Origin of the sequence: Bifidobacterium sp. ESL0690 (assembly GCF_029392315.1) — a bacterium.
Taxonomy (GTDB): Bacteria; Actinomycetota; Actinomycetes; order Actinomycetales; family Bifidobacteriaceae; genus Bifidobacterium.
In genome coordinates this window covers 2,615,041-2,639,791 of record NZ_CP113939.1, presented here as the reverse complement: position 1 = coordinate 2,639,791, position 24,751 = coordinate 2,615,041, and the positions used below count along the sequence as shown (strand labels likewise).

The 24,751-nt window shown below is 62.6% G+C and carries 8 protein-coding genes; all 8 read right to left on the bottom strand.

All coding sequences use genetic code 11. The features are described 5' to 3' along the window. Nucleotides 1-360: 360 nt before the first annotated feature. Nucleotides 361-717 carry a hypothetical protein gene (locus OZX62_RS09980; RefSeq protein ID WP_277176023.1) on the bottom strand — a complete coding sequence of 119 codons (357 nt, stop codon included), beginning with the start codon at nucleotides 715-717 and terminating at the stop codon, nucleotides 361-363. Nucleotides 718-761: 44 nt separating this feature from the next. Then, nucleotides 762-1,082: an addiction module antidote protein gene (locus OZX62_RS09975; protein WP_277176022.1), complete on the bottom strand. Its 321-nt coding sequence runs from the start codon at nucleotides 1,080-1,082 to the stop codon at nucleotides 762-764. Nucleotides 1,083-1,166: 84 nt separating this feature from the next. Beyond that, nucleotides 1,167-1,484 (bottom strand): type II toxin-antitoxin system RelE/ParE family toxin, encoded by a 318-nt coding sequence (locus OZX62_RS09970; protein WP_277176021.1) that lies wholly within the window; start codon nucleotides 1,482-1,484, stop codon nucleotides 1,167-1,169. A gap of 119 nt (nucleotides 1,485-1,603) precedes the next feature. Further along, nucleotides 1,604-3,340: an ATP-binding protein gene (locus OZX62_RS09965; protein ID WP_277176020.1), complete on the bottom strand. Its 1,737-nt coding sequence runs from the start codon at nucleotides 3,338-3,340 to the stop codon at nucleotides 1,604-1,606. A 375-nt stretch (nucleotides 3,341-3,715) separates the two neighbouring features. Beyond that, nucleotides 3,716-10,234 (bottom strand): BspA family leucine-rich repeat surface protein, encoded by a 6,519-nt coding sequence (locus tag OZX62_RS09960; protein WP_277176019.1) that lies wholly within the window; start codon nucleotides 10,232-10,234, stop codon nucleotides 3,716-3,718. Between the two features lie 911 nt (nucleotides 10,235-11,145). Next, a complete protein-coding gene (locus tag OZX62_RS09955) occupies nucleotides 11,146-16,689 on the bottom strand; it encodes a BspA family leucine-rich repeat surface protein (protein ID WP_277176018.1) in 5,544 nt (1,847 codons plus the stop codon). Nucleotides 16,690-17,108: 419 nt separating this feature from the next. Continuing rightward, nucleotides 17,109-18,539 (bottom strand): ATP-binding protein, encoded by a 1,431-nt coding sequence (locus OZX62_RS09950; RefSeq protein WP_277176017.1) that lies wholly within the window; start codon nucleotides 18,537-18,539, stop codon nucleotides 17,109-17,111. 542 nt (nucleotides 18,540-19,081) lie between these two features. Then, nucleotides 19,082-24,493, bottom strand: coding sequence for a BspA family leucine-rich repeat surface protein (locus OZX62_RS09945; protein ID WP_277176016.1), 5,412 nt, complete (start codon nucleotides 24,491-24,493; stop codon nucleotides 19,082-19,084). Between the last annotated feature and the right edge of the window lie 258 nt (nucleotides 24,494-24,751).

Here is a 24,751-nt window from a genome sequence, read left to right as displayed (position 1 = left end):
GCCCTTTCCTCAATTGTTTCTTACGTTTTCTTACGTTTCCGGCATCGTCGCCTTCACCATCGTGCCGTCTTGTTGTGGGCACAGCATTTTCGACTTCGCGATGCAATATCCTATATGTACTCCTACGCCCCGAAGTTATCCACAGTCTTGCGTGTTGGAAACAGCGAAATGTGAATAACATCAATGTAATTTGTGGATAACTTCGGTGCGTAAAACCGCGCTGTCACGGCCTTTTGCAGGCAGTGAATAAGCAGATATGAATTGTGAACGTCTTCGACAGGTTATCCACATTTTGCTTATGAGGGCACGGTCGCCAGAACCTCGATAACTTTTAAGTGGCCCGGCTATTTTATTGATCTGTTATTTCTCGTTGACGATGGGTTTCAACGTGATGGGATCGATGTCCGGCCCCTTTTCGTAATCGTCGTACTGACGTTCGAGAATCGGTATGCCTTCTGGCGTGTATTCGGCGTCGTCCTGCATCGGAATGCCGTAGCTCGTGGACTTCAGAATAGGCGTCTTGCTGGCATAGTCCCTCATATCTTTTTGCGGAATGACGACGTGGCGCTTGTTTTTGTCGTGGAACTTGGACCATGGCCCTTTGGGATCATGCGATTTTTCGATGAGCTCGTGCAGCGAGATATCTCGCCCGTATTGCAGTCGATGACGAAGATAAATGTCGATGTGGGCGACGTCTGCGATGTGGTTGGGAGTCAAGATTTGTTGGTGAGCTACTTTTATCGTTTGCTTGGATAGTGAATCTATGCCACTGCCTTCCGCGGTGTTATCCTGAGGTTTCCGCCGAGTTCCCTGATGGCGCTCAGGATGGTACGGAACGAGGGGTTCGCGTCCTTGTTCAATGAGTGGTAGAGACTTTCCCGACCGACGTCTGCGCGGCGTGCGATCGCACTCATCTTTCGTTCGGCCGTGGCGGCAGTCCGAAGGGTCTCGAGTACCAGACCCGTTGCCTCCTTGTCGTCCTCGACGTTGTCGATTTCCTCGAAAGCGTCGTTGATGTAGTGGTCGATGTCCTCTTGTGTTTTGAGGTGGTCTGAGATGTCGAATTGCTTGAAGTTAGTCATGGTCTTTCCCGAATCGGTTGTTACTTGTGGATATGTTTTAAATGGGTGTAACGGTTTGCGATGGTCGTTTTCACTTATGGACGTCTATTTGCGGTGTTGTGTTTTCCGGCTCCATTCCTTTTGCATTGCCTTGGCCTTTTCGATGTCACGTCGCTGCGTGCTTTTGTCGCCGCCGGCTAGGAGCAAAATTATCTCTGAACCTTGTTTGGCATAGTAGACACGGTAGCCTGCACCTGTGTGGAAACGACATTCGTTTACGCCGTCTTTCACGCTCTTGGTGTCTCCGGTGATTGCACCGTTGTACTGGATACGTTGGATCCAGAAATAGATTTTATCTTTGGCGCGTTGGTTTGGAAGCTTGTCAAGCCATGTGTCAAAGGTGTCGGTCGTGATGACGTTCATGTAAGAAGTGTATCATACAAAATACAGTTTATGTGATTTCCTGAGTTCAAGTTAGAAGCGTGACACCACTGTTTTCAGTCGGTCTGATTGTATCTGTTTGGTTCTGGTCTGTATCTTCTTTACCGTTCGGTCTTTATATATGCCCTTGTGCGGCTTTTTGGCTTTCCGATGGCTTGCACCTGCCCCGCGGCGATGAGTGTCTTGAGCGCGCGCTGCACGGTCTTGGAGGATTTTCTGGTTCGTTGTGCGAGCTCACGGGCGGTGATCGCGGCGCCCGACGGCATGGCCTCGTAGATGGCTGCCAGAGTCTCTTCCTTGACTTGGCTTGCCGGGCCTCTTCCGTTCGTGCGAGCCTTGTGAGCTGTGCGGGCCTTGAAAATTCGGGGGTTTCCGCTTGGTTTGCTCGTCGGTGAAGAGCCGGCGTGCGGTTCTTGGCTTGTGTGGGCGGTGGAAACTGAAGAGGCTGAAGAGGCCGCAGGGTCCGCAGAGCTTGAAGAGACTGAAAGGTCCGCAGAACCTGCGCTCGCGGATTGTCCTGAGGGCCCTGAGTATCCTAAGAGTAAGGGCGGCAACGCTGGGTCTGCGCGCCACAGAATGACGGTGAACTGGTCGGCGGTGGCGCGGAACGTGGGTTTGGGCAGGCCTCGTTGCTCCAATTGGCGCAGCACGAAGGGGATGCCGGAGCCTTGCCCCTCTACGGTCGTCGCCGTGCCTTCCCCGGGAATCGGGGCGTCGCGTACCAGGACGATGAGCGCGGCGTTGCGGCAGCGTGAGGTGCCGTCCGCAAGGTTTTCCGTGGTTGCCCCGCCCCAAAGCCCGCCGGGGTTGCTTACCTCGACACGGTTCGGGTAGATGTCGACGCTGACCGGCTGGCCGCGGAAATATTGGTGGTATTCGCGGTGCACCACGGCGTTGGCGAGCACCTCGCGCAGCACTTCCTCGGGTATTTCGAGTTCGTCGGTGCGTCCGATGCCCTGGACGAATGAGTATGTCCGCAGGTTGCGGCGCACCGCCTGCAGAGCCGTGTCGAGCATGACCGGGATTGGTCCGTCGCATTGCGCGCGGTCGAGGAAACGCAACTTGCCCGGCTCGGATTTGGTATCGCCAGGGTGGGCCGCTACGTCGATGATGAGCCGCGGGAAGAACTGCTGCGGGAATTGCCCCGTCGCGAGCAGACCGCCGAGCAGAACCTCGCCTTTTTTGTCGGTGATGTCGAGTCTGGCGAGTTTCTGCTGTTTCGTTTTCGCCCCGTAAAGCGCCCGGGAGTTCTTCTTCGCGGCAAAGATGAGCCGTAACTGCTGATCGTCCAGATCGGTGGCGTCACAGCCGGGCACGACCTCCATGTCGGCATAGCTTGGCGTGAGCTGGTGCCGATACTCGTATATCTCGGCGGACGAAAGGCGGATGTCTTTGTCGTCAACGCGTTTGTAACTGCCGTTCTCGACACCTTTTGCCGTCACGTAGCAGGGCTTCTTGCCGATATCGTTGGCGAAGATGGTTACCACGAGAATTTGCCGGCCGTCGACGGTTTCGCGACGCATACGATAGGTGGGCGGGTTGGTGAGTCTGATTCCGTCACTGCCGCCATCTCCCATGCCTTCGACGAACTGGTCGCGGACTTTGTTGATATCGAAGCCTTGCGCCGGCGCGAACCCGCTTGATTCATCCAACCCGAGCAGCAGGATGCCGCCGAATGAATTGGCGAACGAGCTCACGGTGTCCCACACGCTGGCGCTCAGGCCGTGCGCGCAGGCTTTCGCCTCGTAGTCCGCGTCGTCGGTCCGCTGCGATCTCAGCCGTTGGATCGCCTTGGCCAAGGGCTCGTTCAGAATCGTCATCGTCGCCTTCTTCGACATTTATCTTCGTCATCGACATTGTATCATAGACATTTATCTTCGTCATCGACATTATCTTCGACATTGCTGATGGCGCAACGATTTACGGCTGTTTTGAGCGATAGATATTAGGTATCTTCGACATTTTAGTTTTGTCGATGACGAAGATAATGTCGATGTGAAGTCGGCATTTTGGGCGTTGTGAAACGGGCGTCGGTGCGCTAGGACGTGGTTTGATCGTGCGTTGGCGCTTTGGCGTTGGTTGGGTTTGTTGTTTGGTGTTGGTGGGTGTGGGTGCCGGCGCGGGGTTGGTTGTTGGTGTGTTGGTCCCGTGCCGGCACCCTGTTGGTTCCCGTCCTCGGCCGGTTGGTTGGATGCGGCCGGGCGGGAAGTCTTTTATTGGTGGTGCCAGCGTCGGCGGTTGCGGGCCAATTGGCTCATGCCGATGAGGAACACTCCCAAGAGGGTCAGGGCGATGATCAGCATGGTTCGTTGCCCGCCGGTCAGGGGGAGCGCGTGGTGGAAGTAGCCGTCGATGGCGGGCTGGTTCTGCTGGTCGGGCTCGCTGTAGACGTGGAGGTCGGCGTTGGTGTCGCGCCATTGGTAATCGTGGGCTTTCAGCTTAGCGACGGTGCGGTACCTGCCTCCTCTGGGCAGTTCATCTGCGGTGAGGGTCAGCGTCCATGGGTGTTCGGTGTGTCCGTCGTAGGCGAGCATGGCGCCGTGCTGGTCGGTGGGGCTGATGGTCACAACCCGTGTTCCGGCGGGTGTGAGGCCGGTCTGGCCGTCCAACGGTGTGAGGTCGAGTGTGATGGCGTCCTCGCTGGTCCATGGTGTGGCGGTGCCGGTGACAGTCACGGTGTTGGTCATATGGTCGCGTGTGATGCCGGTGACCGTGGGTGTGGCGAGCTTGTGCCAGACGGCGTACAGGGTGGTCTGCGTCTCCGTGACTCCCACAGTGGCGGGCAGTTGGATGTTCCGATTGGAGGGGTCGTTCATGTCTTGGTCGGGTTGCTCGTTGGCGGGTGTGGTGGTCCATCCGGCGAAGACGAAGTGGTCGGGTTTCATGGTGCCGGTCGCGTTGGGCAGGGTGGTCCAGGCCTTGCCGCTGGCGGTGTCGACGAACGACTTGAGGCCGGTTGGCGGTGTGCCGGTGCCGCCGTGGGAGTCGTTGGTGTCGAACGCGACATTGAGCCAGGGCAGGGTGCCGTTCACGAGGCCGCCGCCTGTCTGGGTGGCGGTGGAGTCGATCTGGTTGCGGGTCTGGGGGTCGGTGATCGTGTACATGGCCGCCAGCGTGTAGGCCTCTCCGGGGGCTGGGAAGGTGGTGGCCTGGCCTCCGGTCAGTGAGCCGGGCAGGGCGAACGGGTCGGGGGTGATGGTCTGGCTGCCGGCGGTGGTGCTGGTCTTGGAGGTGCACTGCACCGGGTAGAAGTCGTCGTTCTGGTTGCTGGGTTTGGCGCAGACCTTGACCGTGCCTCCGGCGGATACGGCAGGCTTGGCCGGGTCGTTGCCGGTGGCGCCGATGGCGGGCATGGCCGCATCGAGGTTGGCGGTCACGCTCACATTGACGCCGCCTTGGTCCGTGGTGTGCGGGGTGACTGCCACCGCCGGTGTGCCGGGCATGGCCTGGGGTGTCGAGGTCCACTGCGCGGTGACGGTGGCGGTGCCGCCGGCTCCCTTGGCCGCGGTGATGGTGTGGTTGCTGACCGTGGCCGCGCCGCCGGTGACGTTGCCGGTGTCGATGGTCCAGCCGTTGAAGAGCTGGTGTGGTTTGTTGCCGGTGATGTGGGTGGGGGTGGCAGTGGTGTAGGTGCCGACTTTGAAGGTGGTGTCGATGGCGAGCCCATCGCGCTTGGGCGTAGCGCTGGTGGCCGCCGCACCGATCTGGGTGGGTAGGCTGGTGTCGCCGGTTCCGCCGTTGAGGTTGTAGGTGAGATCGGTCCAGGTGGGGGTGATGTCCGCGCGGATGTAGACGCCGGCGGGGTGTGCGGAGGCGGCGCGTGTCTTGAGGGTGGAGAGGGTGCCGTCACCGGGTGTCCCGGCCGTGGCTCCTACTAGGCCGAGGTCGCTGGGGTGGTGGCCTTTGGGCCAGTCCCACTCGTGCCAGGTGGTGGATGCGGATATGCTGCCGAAGGCGTAGTCGCCCAGTTTGGTGTCGGGGCCGAGGCGGAGGCGTTGCAGGCCCCTGGGTAGCATGCCGCCGGCCCAGCCTCCGAACCTGCTTGTTTTGCCGGTGTCCCAGCCGCTGAGGTCGAGGTCGGTCAGGGCGGTGTCGCCGTCGAACGTGAGGTACATGTCTTCGACGTTGCCTGTGTTCAGGTCGGCGACGTCGAGGTCGGTCAGGGCGGGGTTGCCGGAGAAGGTCCTGATCATGCTGGTGATCTTGCCGGTGTCCCAGCCGTCGAGGTTCAGGTTTTTGAGTTTGCTAAGGCCGGAGAAGGCGAGGCGCAGGTTGGTCTCGGTGCCGGTGTGCCAGCCGGACAGGTCGAGTCTTTCCAGCTTGCTGTCGCTTGCGAAGAGCAGGTTGCCGGTGTTGCGGTCGAGGGTGACGGGGTGGTGGTTGTTGGTGAAGGAGGTCATCTGGGGCATGTCGCCGAAGAGGCTGCAGTCGTTGTAGACATCACCGGTGATGGTCAGGTCGCCTTCGATGCTGACCTTGGTGATGCTGCTTTTGACGGTGTTCCAGGGGATATCGTCATCGTCGGTGTAATCGTCATTGGGGCTGGTGCCGCCGGAAAGGCGCAGGACGCTGTCTTCCACGGTCCAGCAGACGTCGCCGAGGTCGCCCTGGCTGTCGATGCCGGCTATGCGGCCGGCGGAGGTTCCCCATGTCCGCCATCCGGCGGCCGCGCAGGCGCCGGAGGCGGGGGTCTGGGTGCGCGGCCCCCATTTGGCGTAGAGGGTGACGCGGGTGGCGGCCCCGTCGGGCGTTCCCTTGCTGGTGGGTATGGCGGCGGTGCCCATGTAGCCGTCGCCGGCCCCGCCCGGGTCGGCGGTCCACAGGTTGGCGAACGCGGTGCCGGCAGGGGCGGTCATGCCGGTGGCGCCGGGCAGGGTGGGGTAGCCCATGCCGGCGGTGGTGTCGACCAGGCTTTTGGCCTCGTTGTCCGCGCCGGTGCCGGCTCCGGGCTTGAGGATGACATCCATCCAGGGCAGGACGCCGGTGAACTCGGTGCTCCAGTCGCTGGTCACGCTGTGGCCGGAACCGTCGGTGTAGGTGGCGCAGGCCTGGGCCGTCCACGTGGCCCCGGGCGTGAAATAGCTGGCGTAGTAGGAGGACTGACCGGTCGTGGACGTGTTCGACGTGGACTGGTAGTGGCTGGTGGCGGTGGTGGGTTTGACCTGGATCTGCCAGTCGGTGACGCCGGTCTGGAGGCCGGTGGCGGTCAGATAGACGCGGTTCTCCGCGTGGCTGTAGCGGGCGGTGACGCCGGTTGGTGCCGGGACGGTGTGCCATTGTGCGGTGAGAGTGAGGGTGGTGTGCCCGTTGGTTGTGGTGGCGCCGGTGGTGTTGGTGGGGATGTCCCGGGGGCCGGGCTGCCAGAGGCTGGTGCCGTCGCTCCATCCGGTGAAGTCGGGGAACGCGTGCGCGGGCGGGGTCATGGTGCCTTTGTCGGGCAGGGTGAATGTGGCCTTGTTGGCGGTGGTGTCGGTCAGGGCGTCCTTGGCGTCTGGTGCGGTGCCGCCGCTGGCGCCCTTGTCGAAGCTGAGGGTGGTCCAGGGCAGGGTGCCTTGCAGGTCGGTGGTGGCGCTGTCGGCGTTGTTTTCGGTGAGTTTGGCGGTGAAGTGGTGCTGATGTCCGTATCCGTAGCGGGTGGTGTAGTCGGTGGCCGGGAAGGTGACGGTCCAGTTCCATCCGCTGTTGTTGGCGGTGGCGGTGATGGCGGGTTGGCAGGCGGTGTCGCCGGTGCCTTCGGTCATGCAGGCGGTGACCTTGTCGCCCGACTGGACGTTGGCGGTGCCGGTGAGGGTGACGGTGCCGGTGATGTGGTAGGCGGCGGTTAGTCCTGTGGGTGCCTGGACGGTGTGCCATTGGGCGGTGAGGGTGAGTGTGGTGTGCCCGTCGGTGGTGGTGGCGCCAGCGGTGTTGGTGGGGATGTTGGCGGGGCCGGGCTGCCAGGTAACGGTTCCGGATTTCCATCCATTGAACCATGAGTTGGCTGGTGCGTTCATGGAGCCTTGGCCGGGGATGGTGAGCGAGGCCTTGTTGGTGGATGTGTCGACCAGTGCGTTCTTGTCGCCGGGGGCTGTGCCGGTGGCGTCGCCTTTGTCGAAGCTGACTGTCATCCAGGGCAGGGTGCCTTTCAGGTCGGTGGCGGCGCTGTCGGTGCCTTGGCTGGTGCGGGTGGCGGTGAAGTGGTGAGAGTGTCCGATGCCGTATCTGTCGGTGTAGTCGGTGGTTGGGAAGGTGATGGTCCACTGCCATGCGTTGCTGGCGGCGGTGGCGGTGACAGCTGGTTGGCAGCTGGTGTCGCCGGTGCCTTCGGTCATGCAGGCGGTGACCTTGTCGCCGGACTGGACGTCTGCGGTGCCGGTGAGGACGATCTTGTCGTCGCTGTGCCGGTAGGTAGCGGCGAGCCCCGTGGGTGCGGTGATGGTGTGTGCTCTGGCTGTGGCGGTGTAGGTGTCGGTGGAGTGCCTGGGGTAGGTGAAGGTGGCGCCGGGGGCGTAGTCGGTGTGGTTGATGGTCCAGCCGTCGAAGTGGGTGTGGGCGGGGCAGGTGGCTGGTGTGTTGGCGAGTGTGGTGGTGGCGGTGCCGGTCTTGCCGGTGCTGTCGGGGTGCTGGTCTGCCGGTTTGGCGCATCCTGTGGTGCCCATGTCGTAGGTGATGGTGACGTTGGTGGGCAGGGCGTGCCATTTGGCGTAGAGGGTGTGGGTGCCGGCGTCCTGCTGGCCTACGGGGTAGCTTGCGTTGGCGTAGTTGGTGCCGGTGCCGCTGTTGTTGGTGTACCAGCCGTCGAAGACTGCCCAGGCGGGTATGCCCGATGGGGCGCCGTTGACGGGTATGCTGGCCGCGGCGTAGGTGGTGTCGGCGGTCTGGTTGCCGGGTTGTGTGGCGGGCAGGCCGTTGAGGTTGTAGGCCAGGGTGGCTGTGGTGTAGTTGATGTGGGTGCGGGCGGTGGCGGTGTAGGTGGCGGTGGCGTGCTGGGTGAAGTTGAAGGTGCTGTAGGCGCTGTAGTTGTTGTAGTTGATGGTCCAGCCGTCGAAGCGGATGTGGGCGGGGCATGATGGGGTGCCGGCGAGGGTCAGGCTGCTGTAGTTGGCGCTGTCGGCGGTCTGCTGGCCGGGCATGCTGCAGCCGGAGCCGTTGGCGTTGTAGTTGATGGTGACGGTGTCGGGGCGGACGTGCCATCGTGCGGTGACGGTGTGGGTGCCCTCGTCGTGGACGTTGACGCTGTAGGTCTGGCCGGCGTTCATGTTGTTCCAGCCGTCGACGGTCCAGCCGTCGAAGACCTGCCAGTCGGGGTGCGAGGGCGGATTCTGGAGGGCGATTGAGCCGCCGTTGTTGGTGGTGTTGATTTCTTGGGATCCGGGTGTGCCGCCGGGCATGCCGTTGAGGTTGTAGTTGAATGTGACTTTGGTGGTTCTGGTGTGCCAGTGGGGGGTGGCGGTGTGCGTGGCGTCGGTGCGCTGGGGGTAGGTCAGAGTGTGTCCGGCGTCATAGGCGCTCCAGTAGTCTAACCACCATCCGTCGAAGATCTGCCATGAGGGGTGGCTTGGTTCGCCGGCGAGGGTGATGCTGCCTTCGCCATTGGTGGTTTCTACTCTTTGGTCTGCTGGTTTCGACGCGCCTGTCATGTCGGTCATGTTGTAGGTGATCGTGACATACGTTCTGGCGCCAAAGTAGTTGGTGTAGCAGTCGTCGGTGTAAGGGTCGGAGGTCTTCAAGCCGCCCCAGGTTTGGGTGTAGACGTAGACGATGTAGTCGCCATGTCCGCTGGTGAAGTCTGACCCATCGGGTCCCGTGTGGCCCCATTGCTTGTAGATGCCGCCCCATGCGAAGTTGTCGTGGTCGTAGACGCCGCCCGTGTGGCCATCGGTGAGCATCTCCGTGTCGGAGCATTGGGCGGGTATGTTGTTGGTGCCGGCACCGGGGTCGACGCCGGCGGGGCAGAGGCGCATGTGGACCCATGTGTCTTCCCCGTCGATGCGGTCGGCGAAGCCGTAGCCGCTGAGCTTCCCGTCCGGGCTGATGCCCCAGTTGGTGACGCGCACGCCGCCGCCCGAGCGCATGCTCACCCTGGGCGCGCTTCGTGACAGGAGGGGTGAGGGGGCACCGGTGTACGCAAGGTTCGGGGAAGCGACTCGGCTGGGCGCGGCGGGCAGTGTGGCCGTGGCGTGTGGCAGAGTGGCGGCCGGTGTGGTTCGGTAGTTATTGCCGGTGGTATGGGACGCCGATTTCATTCGTTGCAGGAATGTGGCGAGGGTCTTGGACGCGTCGGAGAAGTCTTTTGCTGCGAGGGTGCCTAGGGTTTTGGGTTTGGCTGTGGGGGTGGCGGCGGCGTTGGTGTGGGTGAGGCCGGTCTTGGTGGTGTCGAGCGCGGTGTTCTTGGTGTTTCTAAGTTGTTTTGTTGGTTGGGCGGAACCTTGGGTTTGGCTGGCGTTCTTTGACTGGTTGGCGTTCGACGGTTGTACGGGTTTGTTGGATGCCTGAATGTTGGTGGTGCCTGGGGTCTGACTGGCGGCGTTGCCGGTGGGAGCGGTGGTAGTGGAAGTGGAGAGTGTTGTGGATGAGGATGCGGGGGAGCCGTTGGTCTGGATCGACGATGATGCGGAGACGGAAGTGGAAGTGGGGGCGACCGACGAGTTGGAGGCGGCGGTCTGGCTGGAGGCGGCTGTGCCGGAATTGACCGGGTTGTTTAGTGACGGTTCATTTTGCGGGGGGGGGGTACGATTCCCGTGGCTATGCACATTGTCAGTGCGATGAGACTGTTGATGACGCTCATAAGGTACCCACCCTTTATTACTTCAGACTCTTCTAAATTTCAAAACGCGACTCTGTGTAATACGTCGCGTTTCCACACAACACCGAAACTATTGATTAAACATTAGGGTGTCTTACGCCCAAATTCAATCCGGGGCTGTACGGCGAATCGTGCTTCCTGGCGTCTTTGCCGGGAACCGCGTGGAACGTTTGCCGTCCTACTTTGCCTTACAATTCGTGGGCTTTTGGAAGGATTTGACGCGGTTTCAAAACACAGTGAAACCGCGGTGTCCTTCGGCGTGTCGCGATTTGGGCATAGAAGGCTGGCCCCGTGTGCCTGTATTAGGGGTTTGGGTCTGTGCATGACGGTCCGGTGGCCGGGACGGTTGGTGCCGTCCGTCGGTCGGGTGCGTGCGGGTTGGCGGTGCTGGCCGTCGGGTGGGTACCGCTGTCCTTTGGCTGGGCGTGCGCGGGTTTGTGGTGCAGGCTTTGAGTAGGTGCCGTTTTCCGTTCGTCCGATGATGTGGGCTGTGGTGACGGCTGGGTGCGACCGGCTTTCGCGGAGTTGTGGGGTTTGCTGTTTGGCGGTTCCTTTCGTGTTGTTGTCTGGTGTTGGTTGTTGGTGGGTGTGGGTGCCGGCGCGGGGTTGGTTGTTGGTGTGTTGGTCCCGTGCCGGCACCCGGTTGTTGTTCCCGCCTCGGCCGGTTGGTTGGATGCGGCCGAGGGCGGGAAGTCTTATTGATTGGCGCGGACCGTGTGTTGTTGCCGGTCCGCGTGGTGGGGTTGCGCGTGCTTTCGTCTTTGTTCGTGTGGGCTGTGCTGTTGGTGCTGGCGCTAGTCCGCGCGGGTTGGGTTATGTGTGTGCTCGTTCGTGGCTGTGCATTGGTCTGCTGCCTTCCTATTGGTGGTGCCAGCGTCGGCGGTTGCGGGCGAGCTGGCTCATGCCGATGAGGAACACTCCCAGCAGGGTGAGGGCGATGATCAGCATGGTTCGTTGCCCGCCGGTCAGAGGGAGGCTGTGCTGGAAGTAGCCGGGTAGGTTGGTCGGGCTGCTGGCGGCGGCGCTGTAGACGTAGAAGCCGGCGTTGGTGTCGCGCCAGGCTTGGTCCATGGCTCGGATCTTGGCGTCGGCGCGGTATCGACCGCCTGTGGATAGGTCGTTTGCGGTGAGGGTCAGGGTCCAGGGGTGCGCGGTGTGCCCGTCGTAGGCCAGCGAGTTGCCGTGCTCGTCGGTGGGGCTGATGGTGGCGTACCTCGTGCCGGCGGGGGTGAGGCCGCCCTGGCCGTCCAGCGGGGTGAGGTCGAGGCCGACGCCTTCCTGCGTGGTCCAGGGGGTGGCGGTGCCGGTCACCGTGACGGTGTTGGTGAGCGTATCGCGTTTGATGCTGGTGACGGTGGGGGCGGCGAGCTTGTGCCAGACGGCATACAGGGTGGTCTGCGTCTCGGTGGCGCCGCCGGCGTCGAGCTGGATGATGCGGCTGGCCGGGTCGCCCATGCCTTGGTCGGGGTTGGTGGCGCTCGCGGTGGCGGTCCATCCGGCGAAGACAGCGTGTTCGGGTTTCATGGTGGCGGTCGCGTTGGGCAGGGAGGCCCAGGCCTTGCCACTGGCGGTGTCGACGAAGGACTTGGCGTCGTCGGGTGGGGTGCCTGTTCCGCCGTGGGAGTCGTTGGTGTCGAAGGTGGTGTCGGCCCAGGGCAGGGTGCCGGTGGTGAGGCCGCCTCCGGCTTGGGTGGCCGAAGAGTCGATCTGGTTGCGGGTCTGTGGGTCGGTGAGCGTGTACATGGCGGCCAGCGTGTACTGTTCGCCGGGGTCGGGGAAGGAGGCGGTGTTGGAGTGCTGCCGGGCGCTGCCGGGCAGTTCGAGCGCTTCGGGGGTGAGCGTCTGGCTGCCTCCTGTGGTGCTGGTCTTGGAGGTGCACTGCACCGGGTAGAAGTCGGCGTTCTGGCTGCTGGGTTTGGCGCAGACCTTGACCGTGCCGCCGGCGCTTACGGCGGGCTTGGCCGGGTCGCCGTTGCCGCCCTCGATGGCGGGCATGGCTGCATCGAGCGTGGCGCTGACGCTTACGCTGGCACCTCCTTGGTCCGTGGTGTGCGGGGTGACGGTGACTTGGGGCGTGCCGGGCGTGGCCTCGGGTGTCGAGGTCCATTGGGCGGTGATGGTGGCGGTGCCGCCGGCTCCCTTGGCTGCGGTGATGGTGTGGTTGCTGACGGTGGCGGTGCCGCCGGACGCGTTGGCGGTGACGTTGTCGGTGTCGATGGTCCATCCGTTGAACAGGCTGTGTGGTTTGTTGGCGGTGATGTGGTGGGCGGCGTTGCCGGTGTCTCCGGTGCCGTCGGGGATCGTGTATTCGCCGTCCTTGAAGGTGGTGTCGATGGCGAGCCCGTCGCGCTTGGGCTGTCCGCCGGTGGCCGCCTGGCCTATCTGGGCGGGCAGGCTCGCGTCGCCTGTTCCGCCGTTGAGGTCGTAGGTGAGGTCGGTCCAGGTGGGGGTGACGTCGTCGCGGATGTAGGTGCCTTCGGGGTGTGCGGAGGCGGCGCGGGTTTTGAGGGTGGTGAGGGTGCCGTCGCCGCTGGCGCCGGCCGTGGCTCCTACGGGGCCGAGGTCGGCGGGGTGGTGGTTTTGGGGCCAGTCCCATTCGTGCCAGGTGTGGGATGCGGATATGCCTCGGAAGGCGCGGTCCATGAGTTTGGTCTTGGGGCCGAGGCGCAGGCGCTGCAGCCCGCCCGGCAGCAGGTCGCTCATGTACCAGCCGTTGGAAGAGGTGTTGACTCGGCTGGTGTCCCAGCCGCTGAGGTCCAGGTCGACCAGGGCGTAGTCAGCGTCGAACACAGATTGCATTTCCATGACTTTGCTGGTGTTCCAGGCGGACAGGTCCAGGCCGGTCAGCTTGCGACAGGAGCCGAACATTTGGCTTATCTTCCATACGGTGTGCAGGTCCCAGTGGCTGATGCCGGTCAGCGTCTCCAACTGGTCGCAGTGGAAGAACATGCTGTCTAGCCCTTCGGCGGTGGCGAAGCGCATGGTGGGCAGGTCGAGGCTCTTCAGGCCGGTGTCGTTGTAGAAGAGGTCCATGCCGGCGAATTTGTCGAGGTTGATGGTGTTGCTGTTGTGGGCGAAGGCGGTCAGGTTCGCCATCTGGTCGAAGGGGGTGTTGATGGTGCCGTTCTGGCTGGCGAAGGTGAGGGTGAGGTCGCCTTCGATGCTGATCTTGGTGATGGCGCTTTTCTGCCCGTTCCAGGGGATGTCGGCGGCGCTTCCTGTGTAGGAAGGGCTGGTGCCGCCGGTCAGGCGCAGGGTGGATCCCTCGATGGCCCAGCACACGGCTCCGGTGTCCTGTCCCGTGATGCCGTGGATAACGCCGGCGCTATTTTTCCATTGCTGCCAGCCGGCCACGCTGGTGCAGGGTGTGCCGCGCGCAGGGGCTTGGGTGCGCATCTTCCATTGGGCGTAGAGGGTGACCAGTGTCTCGCCGGTGCTTCCGGGTGTGCCCGTGGTGGTGGGGATGGCAGTGTCTCCGGCGTTGTAGGTGTTGCCGGTGCCGTTGGGGTTGCTGGCCCACCCGCCGGTGGCTTGGAAGGCCATGCCGGCGGGAGGAGTGCCGATGCCTGCGGGCAGGGTCAGGTGGGCTTTACCCTCTCCGGTGTCGACGAGGGCTTTGATGGTGGTGGCCTCGCCGGTGGCCTGCCCGGGGTCGAGGGTCACGGTCATGTAGGGCAGGATGCCGGTGAACTCGGTGCTCCAGTCGCTGGTGACGGTGTGGCCGGAGCTGTCGGTGTAGGTGATGCGGGCCTTGGCCGTCCACGTGTCGCCGGGCGTGAAGGCGCCGTTGTAGTTGTTGTAGGAGGACTGGCCGGTCGTGGACGTGTTCGACGTGGACCAGTAGCCGCTGCTGGCGGTGGGTTTGACCTGTATCTCCCAGTCGGTGGCGCCGGCCTGGAGGCCGGTGGCGGTCAGGTAGACGTAGCCGTCCGTGTGGTTGTAGCGGGCGGTGACGCCGGTGGGTGCTTGCACGGTGTGCCATTGGGCGGTGAGGGTGAGGGTGGTGTGCCCGTTTGCGTCGGTGGATGCGCCGGTGGTGTTGGTGGGTATGTCCCTGCTGCCGGGCTGCCAGAGTGTGGTACCGTCGCTCCAGCCGGTGAAGTCGGGGAACGCATTGGCGGGTGCGGTCATGGAGCCTTGGCCGGGCAGGGTGAATGTGGCCTTGTGGGAGGTGGTGTCGGTCAGGGCGACTTTGTTGCCTGGTGCGGTGCCGCCGCTGGCACCCTTGTCGAAGGTGACGGTGGTCCAGGGCAATGTACCCTTCAGGTCGGCCTGGGTGCTGTCCACACCTTTGCTGGTGAGTTTGGCGGTGAAGTGGTGTTGGTTGCCGTATCCGTAGCGGGTGATGTAGTCGGTGGTGGGGAAGGTTATGGTCCAGTTCCATGCGCTGTTGGCGTTTGGTGCGGCGGATGAGGGTTGGCAGGCGGTGGCTCCGGTGCCTTCGGTCATGCAGGCGGTGACCTTGTCGCCGGACTGGACGTTGCTGGTGCCGGACAGGGTGACGGTGCCGGTGATGTGGTAGGCGGCCGTCAGTCCTGTGGGCGTCTGGACGGTGTGTGTTCGTGCGGTGGCGGTGTAGGTGGCGGTGACGTGTTGGGCGAAGCTGAAGGTGCCGCCGGGGTTGTAGTTGTATCCGTTGATGGTCCAGCCGTCGAAGGCGGTGTGTGCGGGGCAGGTGGCAGGTGTGCCAGCGAGGGAGACACTGCTGTAGTAGGCGCTGCTGATGGTCTGGTCGTCGGGTTTGGCGCATCCGGTGGCGCCCATGTCGTAGTGGATGGTGGCGGTGTCGGGGCGGGTGTGCCATCGTGCGGTGACGGAGTGTTTTTCGTTGGCGTGGGCAGGATACGTGTAGGTTTGGCCGGGGTCCACGTAGTGCGCGCCGTCGACGGTCCATCCTTCGAAGACCTGCCAGTCGGGGTGCGAGGGCGGATAGGGCAGGGTGATCGAGCCACCAGAGTAGGCGGTGCTAATTTCCTGGTAGCCGGCCCAGCTGCCGGACATGCCGTTGAGATTGTAGTTGAACCTGACGCTGGTGGGCTTGGTGTGCCAGCGGGGTGTGACGGGGTAGAAGATGTCGGCGTGTTGGGGGAAAGATACGCTTTGGCCGGCGTTGTAGTTGGTGCCGTTGAGATACCAGCCATCGAAGATTTGCCAGAAGGGGTGGCTGGGTTCGCCAGCGAGGGTAATGCTTTTCGCTTCGTTGGTTGTGTCCACTATCGCGTTGCCTGGCGTGGACGCGCCTGGCATGCTTGACATGTAATAGGTGAGTGTGATTGTTGTGTCTCCTGCGCGGCTGCAGTAGTAGTTGGAGTAGATGATGTTGCCTTGGAATTGGTTCCAGTCATAGTTTCTGTTGTAGGCCCAAATGTTATAATAGCCGGGCCCGGCTCTGAAATCGCTGTCCCTAGTGGTCCAAGTGGTGGAGTTGCCACGGTTCTCGTCGCCGGCCCAAGAGAAAGGCGAGCCGCCCGTATCGCCGCCGCTACTGCCGTTGGTCCAGGTTTCGATGTTGCTGCAGAGTGCGTTGGTGTTGCCCGGGTAGGTGACGGGAGTGGATACGCTAGTGGGGCAGATGACTACGTGGACCCAGTTCCAGGGATAGTAGACTTGGTCGGCGGTGCCGCTGATCTGGAGATGCCCGTCGTCGTATGGATCGGCGTAGAGGCGGGTGAGGCGTGGGTTGTTGGATTGCGGTCCGACCATGGGTTCGTCCTGCGTACTCACTGATGGTGCTTCGCGTGTCAGTGAGTACGCAGTTTGGGGACCGACCGGGCTCTGCTTGGCGGTCAGTGTGGCTGTGGCGTGAGGCAGGGTGCCGTTCGTTGATGACTTGGGTTCGATGGCGGTGGCCGGTGTGGTTTGATTGTTGTCGGTGGCGTGAGATGTCGATTTCATTCTTTGCAGGAACGTGGCGAGGGTATTGGGCGCGTTGGTGAAGTCTTCTGCTGTGAAGGTGCTTAAGGTCTTGGGTTTGGCTGTGGGGGTGGCGGCGGCGTTGGTGCGGGTGAGGGCGGTCGCGGGTGTGGTTTTTGCGTCTTTGCCTGTGGTGCGCTTACTGTTTTGGGTGTTTTTGAGTTGGTCTGCGGTTGTGTTGGGGGTGCCTGGGGTATGGCCGGCGGCGTTGCCGGTTTGGCCGTTGGCGGCCGGGGCGGAAGGTGCTGTGGGCGCGACGGGTGAAGGAGCTGAAATCGAAGAAGTGGTGGAAGTGGTAGTCGCGGGAGTGGAGAGAGCTGTGGAAGCAGATACGGAGGGGCCGTGGGCCTGGACGGTGGACGGAGTCGATACGGAAGCGGGGACGGACGGCGCGATTTGGCTGGAGGCGGCGGCCGGGGTGGAATTGTTCGGATTATTTAGTGACGGTTCATTTTGCGGGGGGGGGGTACGATTCCCGTGGCTATGCACAACGCGAGTGCAACGAGACTGTGAACGACACTCATAAGGTACCCACCCTTTTACTTCAAAACTTCTGACTCTTCTAAACGCGACTCTGTGTAATACGTCGCAGTTTCACACAACACCTAAACTATTGATTAAACATTAGGGGCACTTCCGACCAAATTCAAACCGAGGTTGTATGGCGAATCGTGCCTTCTGGCGTTGTTGCCGGTGGTCGTGTGGAACGTTTGCCGTCCTACTTTGCCTTACATTTTATGGGCCTGTGGAAGGATTTGACGCGGCCTCAAAACACAGCGAAACCGCACCATCCTTCGGCGTGTCGCGATTCGTGCGCAGTCTTCCATCCGCATGTGCTGATTCGGAGGCATCGGATTTGCCGTTGTTCGGTGCTTTCTTTGCTTATAGTCCTGTTATTTCCGGCCCCGTTATTTGCGATATAAATCATCCGTTGAGAAGAACAGCAGGCCGGGGGCGTCCCTTCCGATTTTCGCGCGGACGGTTTTCGCGACGGGCCTCTTGCTGAACAGCGCCAGACGCGTCGATGCGGGCTTGAACCCGGGCACCAGGCCGACCCGTCCCTGCAGTTTGTCGATCGCCTCGGTGACGTCGAAGGTGTTGCGCCATTTGCATTCGCCGATCAGAAGCTGCCCGCGCCCGTTGGCCGCCACCACGTCGATGTCGGTCTGCTCGCGCGCGACGGGGTTGTTGCCCCACCATTTGCCGAATCTCGTTGCGCGGAACGGCAGGTCGAGGGTCCCGCTGTGCCTCGCCACCCACTGCAGGCAGATGTTTTCGAACTGCTGGCCCACATACGTCGCGAACGCCTCGCCGGAAGTCGTCTCCTCCGCCGTTTCGGGGCCCTTTCCGTTTTCGATCACGTCCACATTCGTGCCCACGAAGCGGAACCAGAAGGCGAAGAAGGGGTCCGCGATGACGTACATGCCTTTATGCGATTTCTGCGGGTTGTCGCCGAACGGAAGCTTGCGCTCCACCAGCCCCAGGTCGACGAGCGAGTTGAGGTATCTGGCGACGCTCGAGGCCTCGACGCCCGCGTGTTCGGCGATGCGCTTCGGCGTGGAGCTGCCGTTCGCCACGGCCTGCAGCACGGAAAAGTACGAGGCCGGCTCGCGCGTCTCCTCGCGCAGGAGCATCATCGGCTCTTCATACAGCAGTCCGGACTTGCGGAACATCAGGTCTGCCACGTTGCGCTTGAATCCCCGTGAGGGCCGCAACCGCGCCAGATAGTACGGCGTCCCGCCGAACGTCGCGTAATATTGCACGCGTTCCTCGTTGGAGACGTTCGGGAGGAATTTCGCGGCGTCGTAGTAATCGAACGGCTCGAGCCTGATCTGCCCGGTCCTCCTGCCGTACAGCGGGCTTTTGCCGCCCAGCACCTCGCTTTCCATGAATCCCTGATTGCTGCCGGACAGGATCATCATGACGCTGGTGTCTTTGAAGCCGTGGTCGATGGCCGTCTGCAAGGTCGAGGGCAGCGTCGGGTCGGCCTGGGCGGCGTACGGGAATTCATCGAAGACGAACACGAAATGCCCGTTGCCGGCGCTTTGGCTGTTGCGCGTCAGGCCGACGAAAAATTCAAATGCGCTACGCCAGTCCGTGAACGCGGGCAATTCCGGCATGTCGAAAAAGCTGGACATCTGCCGCGAGAAGACCTCGAGGTTCAGCTTGGTGCTCTTTTGCGAGGCGGTGAAATAGAAGGTCCGCTTGTCTTTGGAGAACTCGTCGATCAGCGACGTCTTGCCCACGCGGCGACGGCCATAGAGCACCATCATCTCGAACCGGCCGCTGCTATACATGTCTTCCAGGGCCTCGAGTTCTTCCGTGCGTCCTACGAACATCGCGTGCCTCCTTTTTGGTTTGCGCTTTTTGGGTTGCGTGCCTGTTTGTGCTTTTGGTTGCGCTGCCGGGGTCGGCGTCGCCGTTTTGCGGTGTTGTTGCTTATGCGCTACGGTTCCGCGTCGCGTTTTTGAGGCCGACGGTTCTGCGTTGCCGTTTTGTGCCGCAGTTCTGTGCGTTCGGGGACGTGCGTTCAGTGACAAGCGTTCGGTGACGGACGAGTTTCCATCTTGATTATAGCAACTTTGATATACCAAGCTTACTCATACCGAACTTCGGTATACCGAACTTCTTCGTACCGAAGTTCTGAAATTCGGCTATGGATGACGGCTCTCATATTTTGGTGTTTATCTTCGTCATCGGCACGGGCTTTGACATTGCCGGTGTTGGAGGTTTCGCAAAGGATACTTGGATGTTTGCGGCATTGGTTGGGTGGGTGTGGGTGCCGGCGCGGGGTTGGTTGTTGGTGTGTTGGTCCCGTGCCGGCACCCGGTTGTTGTTCCCGTCCGGCCGGTTGGTTGGGTACGGCCGGGCGGGAAGTGTTTTATTGGTGGTGCCAGCGTCGGCGGTTGCGTGTCAGCTGGCTCATGCCGATGAGGAACACTCCCAAGAGGGTCAGGGCGATGATGAGCATGGTGCGTTGCCCGCCGGTGAGGGGCAGGGCGTGGTGGAAGTAGCCGTCGATGGCGGGCTGGTTCTGCTGGTCGGGCTCGCTGTAGACGTGGAGGTCGGCGTTGGTGTCGCGCCAGGCGTGGTCGTGGGCCTCGAGTTTGGCGGTGGTGCGGTATCGGCCGCCGGATGCCAGATCGCTGGGGGTCAGTGTGATGCTCCATGGGTGTGCGGTGTGCCCGTCGTAGGCGAGTGTGGCGCCGTGCTGGTCGGTGGGGCTGATGGTCGCGTGCCGCGCACCCGCGGGGGTGAGGCCGTCCTGCCCGTCGAGGGGGACGAGGTCGACGGTGACGTCGTCTTCGCTGGTCCAGGGTGTGCTGGTGCCGGTGACGGTCACGGTGTTGGTCATATGGTCGCGTGTAATGCCGGTGACGGTGGTCGGCGTGGCGAGCTTGTGCCAGACCGCGTAGAGGGTGGTCTGCGTCTCCGTGGTGCCGGTGGCGTCTAGTTGGATGTCGCGATTGGAGGGGTCGTTCATGCCTTGGTCGGGTTGCTCGTTGGCGGGTATGGTGGTCCATCCGGCGAACGCGAAGTGTTCGGGTTTCATGGTGCCGGTGGCGTTGGGCAGAGCGATCCATGCTTTCCCACTGGCGGTGTCGACGAACGATTTGGCGTCGGTTGGTGGGGTGCCGGTGCCGCCGTGGGAGTCGTTGGTGTCGAAGGTGGTGTCAACCCATGGCAGGGTGCTAGTCACCGAGCCGCCTCCGGCTTGGGTGGCTGAAGAGTCGATCTGGTTGCGGGTCTGTGGGTCGGTGAGCGTGTACATGGCGGTCATGGTGTAGGCTTCGCCGGGGGTGGGGAAGGTGGTGGCCTGTCCTCCGGTCAGGGAGCCGGGCAGGGTGAACGGGTCGGGGGTGATGGTTTGGCTGCCAGCGGTGGTGCTGGCTTTGGACTGGCATTGGCCGGGTGTGTAGTCGTCGTTCTGGCTGCTGGGTTTGGCGCAGATTTTGACCGTGCCGCCGGCGTCTACGGCGGGTTTGGCCGGGTCGTTGCCGTTGCCGGTGATGGCCGGCAGGGCCTGGCCAAGCGTGGCGGTGACGCTCACGTTGACGCCGCCTTGGTCTGTGGTGCGCGGTGCGACGGAGACCGTCGGCGTGCCGGGGATGGCCTGGGGGGCCGGGTTCCATTGGGCGGTGATGGCGGCCGTGCCGCCGGCACCTTTGGGCGCGGTGATGGTGTGGTTGCTGACGGTGGCCGTGCCGCCGGTGACGTTGCCGGTGTCGATGGTCCAGCCGTTGAACAGGCTGTGTGGCTTGTTGCCCGTGATGTGGGTGGCGCTCGCGGTGGTGTATTGGCCGTCCTTGAAGGTGGTGTCGATGGCCAGCCCGTCGCGTTTGGGCGTGGACCCCGTGGCCGCCTGGCCTATCTGGGTGGGTAACGCGTTGTCGCCGGTGCCGCCGTTGAGGTTGTAGGTGAGGTCGGTCCAGGTGGGGTTGACGTCGTCGCGGATGTAGGTGCCCTGTGGTGTGGCGGAGGCGGCGCGGTCCCTGAGGGTGTTGAGGGTGCCGTCGCCGGGTGTCCCTGACGTGGCTCCTACCAGTCCGAGGTCGGCGGGGTGGTGGCCTTTGGGCCAGTCCCATTCGTGCCAGGCGTGGGTGGCGTTGAGGGATGCGAAGGGGTCGCCGTTGCCGTATTGGGAGCTCGGGTCGGTGTTGTGCAGTTGGGTGTTCGGGCCTAGGCGGAGTCGTTGCAGGTTGGCTGGCAGCATGTAATTGATGGTGAAGTAGCCGCCGGGTACGTTGCGGGTGTCCCAGCCGCTCAGGTCGAGGTCGACGAGCTTGTCGCACCCGCCAAAGGTGTAACGCATGCTGGTGACGCTGTGGGTGTCCCATCCGCTCAGGTCGAGTGTGGCCAGTTTCTGGCAGGTGTCGAACATCTGGGACATGTTGGTGACGTTGCCGGTCTGCCAGCCGGCTATGCCGGTCAGGGTCTTCATGTTCTTGCAGCGGCTGAACATCGTGTTCATGTTGGTGTTGTGGCTGACGTCCCATCCGCTCAGGTCGAGGCCGGTGAGGGCTTCGTCGCCGTCGAAGAGGTCGTTGCCGGCCCAGCGTGCCAGGCTGACGGTGTGGCGGCCGTTGGTGAGGGTGGTCAGGGCCCCCATCGTGTTGAACGGGGAGATCATCATGCTGTTCTTGCCGGCCAGGGTGAGGTCGCCTTCGATGCTGATGGCGGTGATGGTGTTCTTCTGGCCGTTCCATGGGATGTCGGTGTTGTGCTTGTAGTCGGGGGCGGTGCCGCCGGAGAGGCGCAGGACGGTGCCGTTGTCGATGGTCCAGCACACGGCGCGGGAATCGGGCGGGGCCAGTCCCCCGGTGTCGGCGGCGGGTGTGCCCCAGGTGTTCCATCCTCCGGCCTCGCAGTTGCCGGGTGTGGCGGTGGGGGTGCTTTGTTTCCATTGGGCGTAGAGGGTCACGTCGGTGGCGGGCCCGTCGGGTGTGCCGAGGCTGGTGGGGATGACGGCCTGTCCTATGGGGTAGGGGGTTCCGGTGCCGTCGGGCCGGGTGTCCCACCGGTCGAAGTTCATGGTGGCGGACGGCGGAGCCATGGACTTGTCGATCGCTGTGGGCAGGGTCAGGTAGGCGTTGTGGTCATTTGGGTCGACGAGGCCCTTGGCGTGTGCGTCGGTGCCGGTGCCCGTCCCGGGTTTCAGCGTGGCGTCCATGTAGGGCAGGATTCCGGTGAACTCGGCGCTCCAGTCGCTGGTCACACTGACGCCGGAGGGATTGGTATAGATGGCGCGGGCCCGGGCCGTCCATGTGGCGCCGGGCGTGAACGCGCCGTCGTAGTTGTAGTAGTAGGACTGACCGGTCGTGGACGTTTTTGACGTGGGCTGGTAGCTGCTGGTGGCGGTGGGTTTGACCAGTATCTGCCAGTCGGTGACGCCGGCCTGGAGGCCGGTGGCCGTCAGGTAGATGTAGTTGTTCGCGTGGCTGTAGTGGACGGTGACGCCGGTTGGTGCGGTGACGGTGTGCCATTGAGCGGTGAGGGTGAGAGTGGTGTGCCCGTTTGCGTCGGTGGATGTGCCGGTAGTGTTGGTAGGGATGTCCCTGCTGCCGGGCTGCCAGAGGGTGGTACCGTTCGTCCACCCGGTGAAGTCGGGCCAGGCGTATTCGGGGACAGTCATGGAACCTTGACCTGGTAGGGTGAACGTGGCCTTGCCACTGGCCGTGTCGGTCAATGCGTCCTTGGGGCCGGGTGCGGTGCCGCCGCTGGTGCCCTTGTCGAAGCTGAGGGTGGTCCAAGGAAGGGTGCCCTTGAGATCGGCGGGGATGCTGTCGGCGTTGTTTTGGGTGAGTTTGGCGGTGAAGTGATGTTGGTAGCCGTAGCCGTATTTGGTGGTGTAGTCGGTGGCGGGGAAGGTTATGGTCCAGTTCCAGGCGCTGTTGTTGGCGGTGGCGGTGATGGCCGGTTGGCAGGCGGTGTCGCCGGTGCCTTCGGTCATGCAGGCGGTGATCTTGTCGCCGGCCTGTACGTTGGCGGTGCCGGTGAGGGTGACGGTGCCGGTGATGTGGTAGGTGGCGGTGAGGTTGGTTGGTGCCTGGACGGTGTGGGTGCGGGCTGTGGCGGTGTAGGTGTCGGTGGAGTGTCTGGGGTAGGTGAAGGTGCCGCCTGGAGCGTAGTCGGTGCCGTTGATGGTCCAGCCGTCGAAGGCGGTGTGCGCGGGGCAGCTGGATGGTGTGTCGGCGAGTGTGGTGGTGGCGGTGCCGGTCTTGCCGGTGCTGTCGGGGTGCTGGTCGGCGGGTTTGTTGCAGCCGGTTTCGCCCATGTCGTAGGTGATGGTGATGTTGGTGGGCAGGGCGTGCCATTTGGCGTAGAGGGTGTAATTGGTGTCGTACTGGTAGCCGCCGCTTAGAGAGCGGCCCTGGTAGTTGGTGCCGGTGCCGTCGGTGTTGAGGTACCAGCCGTCGAACGCGGCCCAGGAGGAGATGTTGGACGGGGTTCCTCCGACGGTGAGGCTTGCGGAGTTGTAGGTGGTGTCGGCGTATTGGCTGCCGGGTTGTGTGGCGGGCATGCCGTTGAGGTTGTAGTAGACGCTCAGACCCGTGTAATGGATGTGCCATCGGGGGGTGACGGTGTACGTGCCATTGGCTTGATGACCGAAGGTTACGCTCTGGCCGGCGTTGTAGCTGGAATAGTTGACGTACCATCCGTCGAAAACCTGCCATGGGGAGTGGCTCGGTGCGCCGGCGAGGGTGATGCTTTTCGCTTCGTCGGTCGTGTTCACTGTCACGCTGTCTGGCGTGGAGGCGCCCGTCATGCTTGACATGTCGTATTTGAGGGTGACGTAAGTTTGCCCCCGCGAGCAGTAGTAGTTGGAGTGGACGATGACCGGTATGCTGATGCCGAAGCCGGAGGTGCGAGTGGCGGCCCAGATGTCGTAATAGCCGGGCCCGTTCATGAAGCTGCTGTCGCGAGTGGTCCAGTTCGGGTCTCTGATGAATTCGTTGCCGTACCAGCTGAAGTTGTCCTGCCCCCCGCCGTCTCTGATGGCTTCGATGTTGCTACAGCCGGGCGCGCTGGGTCCGTTTTCGGTGAAGTTGGGATTGGAGGTGCCTGCAGGGCAGACGGCGATATTGACCCATGTTTCCATGCCATAGATGGTGTCGGCGGTGCCGGCGAGTTGGATATGTCCGTCGTCGTAGGGGTCGACTCGGAAGGTGGAGAGACGTATCGCGCCGCCACCACCCTGCGGGCCGACCGTGGGTTCGTCCTGCGGGGTTGCTTTGGGGGCTTCGCGTGTCAGCGGGAAGACCGGTTTGATGCCGACCGGGCTTTGACTGGAGGGCAGGGTGGCTGTGGCGCGTGGCAGGGTGGCGGTCGTCGATGATCGGGATTCGATGGTGGCGGCCGGCTTGGTCCGGTGGCTGCTGATGCCGTGGCGGCTCGGTTGTTTTATTTGTTGCAGGAATGTGGCGAGGGTCTTGGATGCGTCGGAGAAGTCTTTTGTTGCGAGGGTGCTGAGGGTTTTGGGTTTGGCTGTGGGGGTGGCGGCGGCGTTGGTGTGGGTGAGGCTGGCGGTGGGCATGGTCTTGGCGTCTTTGTCAATGCGGCGGCCGGTATTTTTTGTATTACTGTTATTGGGCTGGGTGGTGACAGTTGAAGATGAAGATGCTAAAGAAGCCTGGGTCTGGATCGTCGATGATGCGGAGACGGAAGTGGAAGTGGGGGCGACCGACGAGTTGGAGGCGACAGTCTGGCTGGAGGCGGCTGTGCCGGGATTGGCCGGGTTGTTTAGTGACGGTTCATTTTGCGGGGGGGGGGTACGATTCCCGTGGCTATGCACAACACAAGTGCAACGAGACTGTTGATGACGCTCATAAGGTACCCACCCTTTATTACTTCAGACTCTTCTAGACGCGGCTCTGTGTAATACGCCGCGTTTCCACACAACACCTAAACTATTGATTAAACATTAGGGTGTCTTACGCACAAATTCAACACGGAGATGTATGGCGGATGGAGGTTTGCGGCGTCGTTGCCGGGAGTCGTGTGGAACGTTTGCCGTCCTGTTTTGCCTTACAATTCGTGGGCTTTTGGAAGG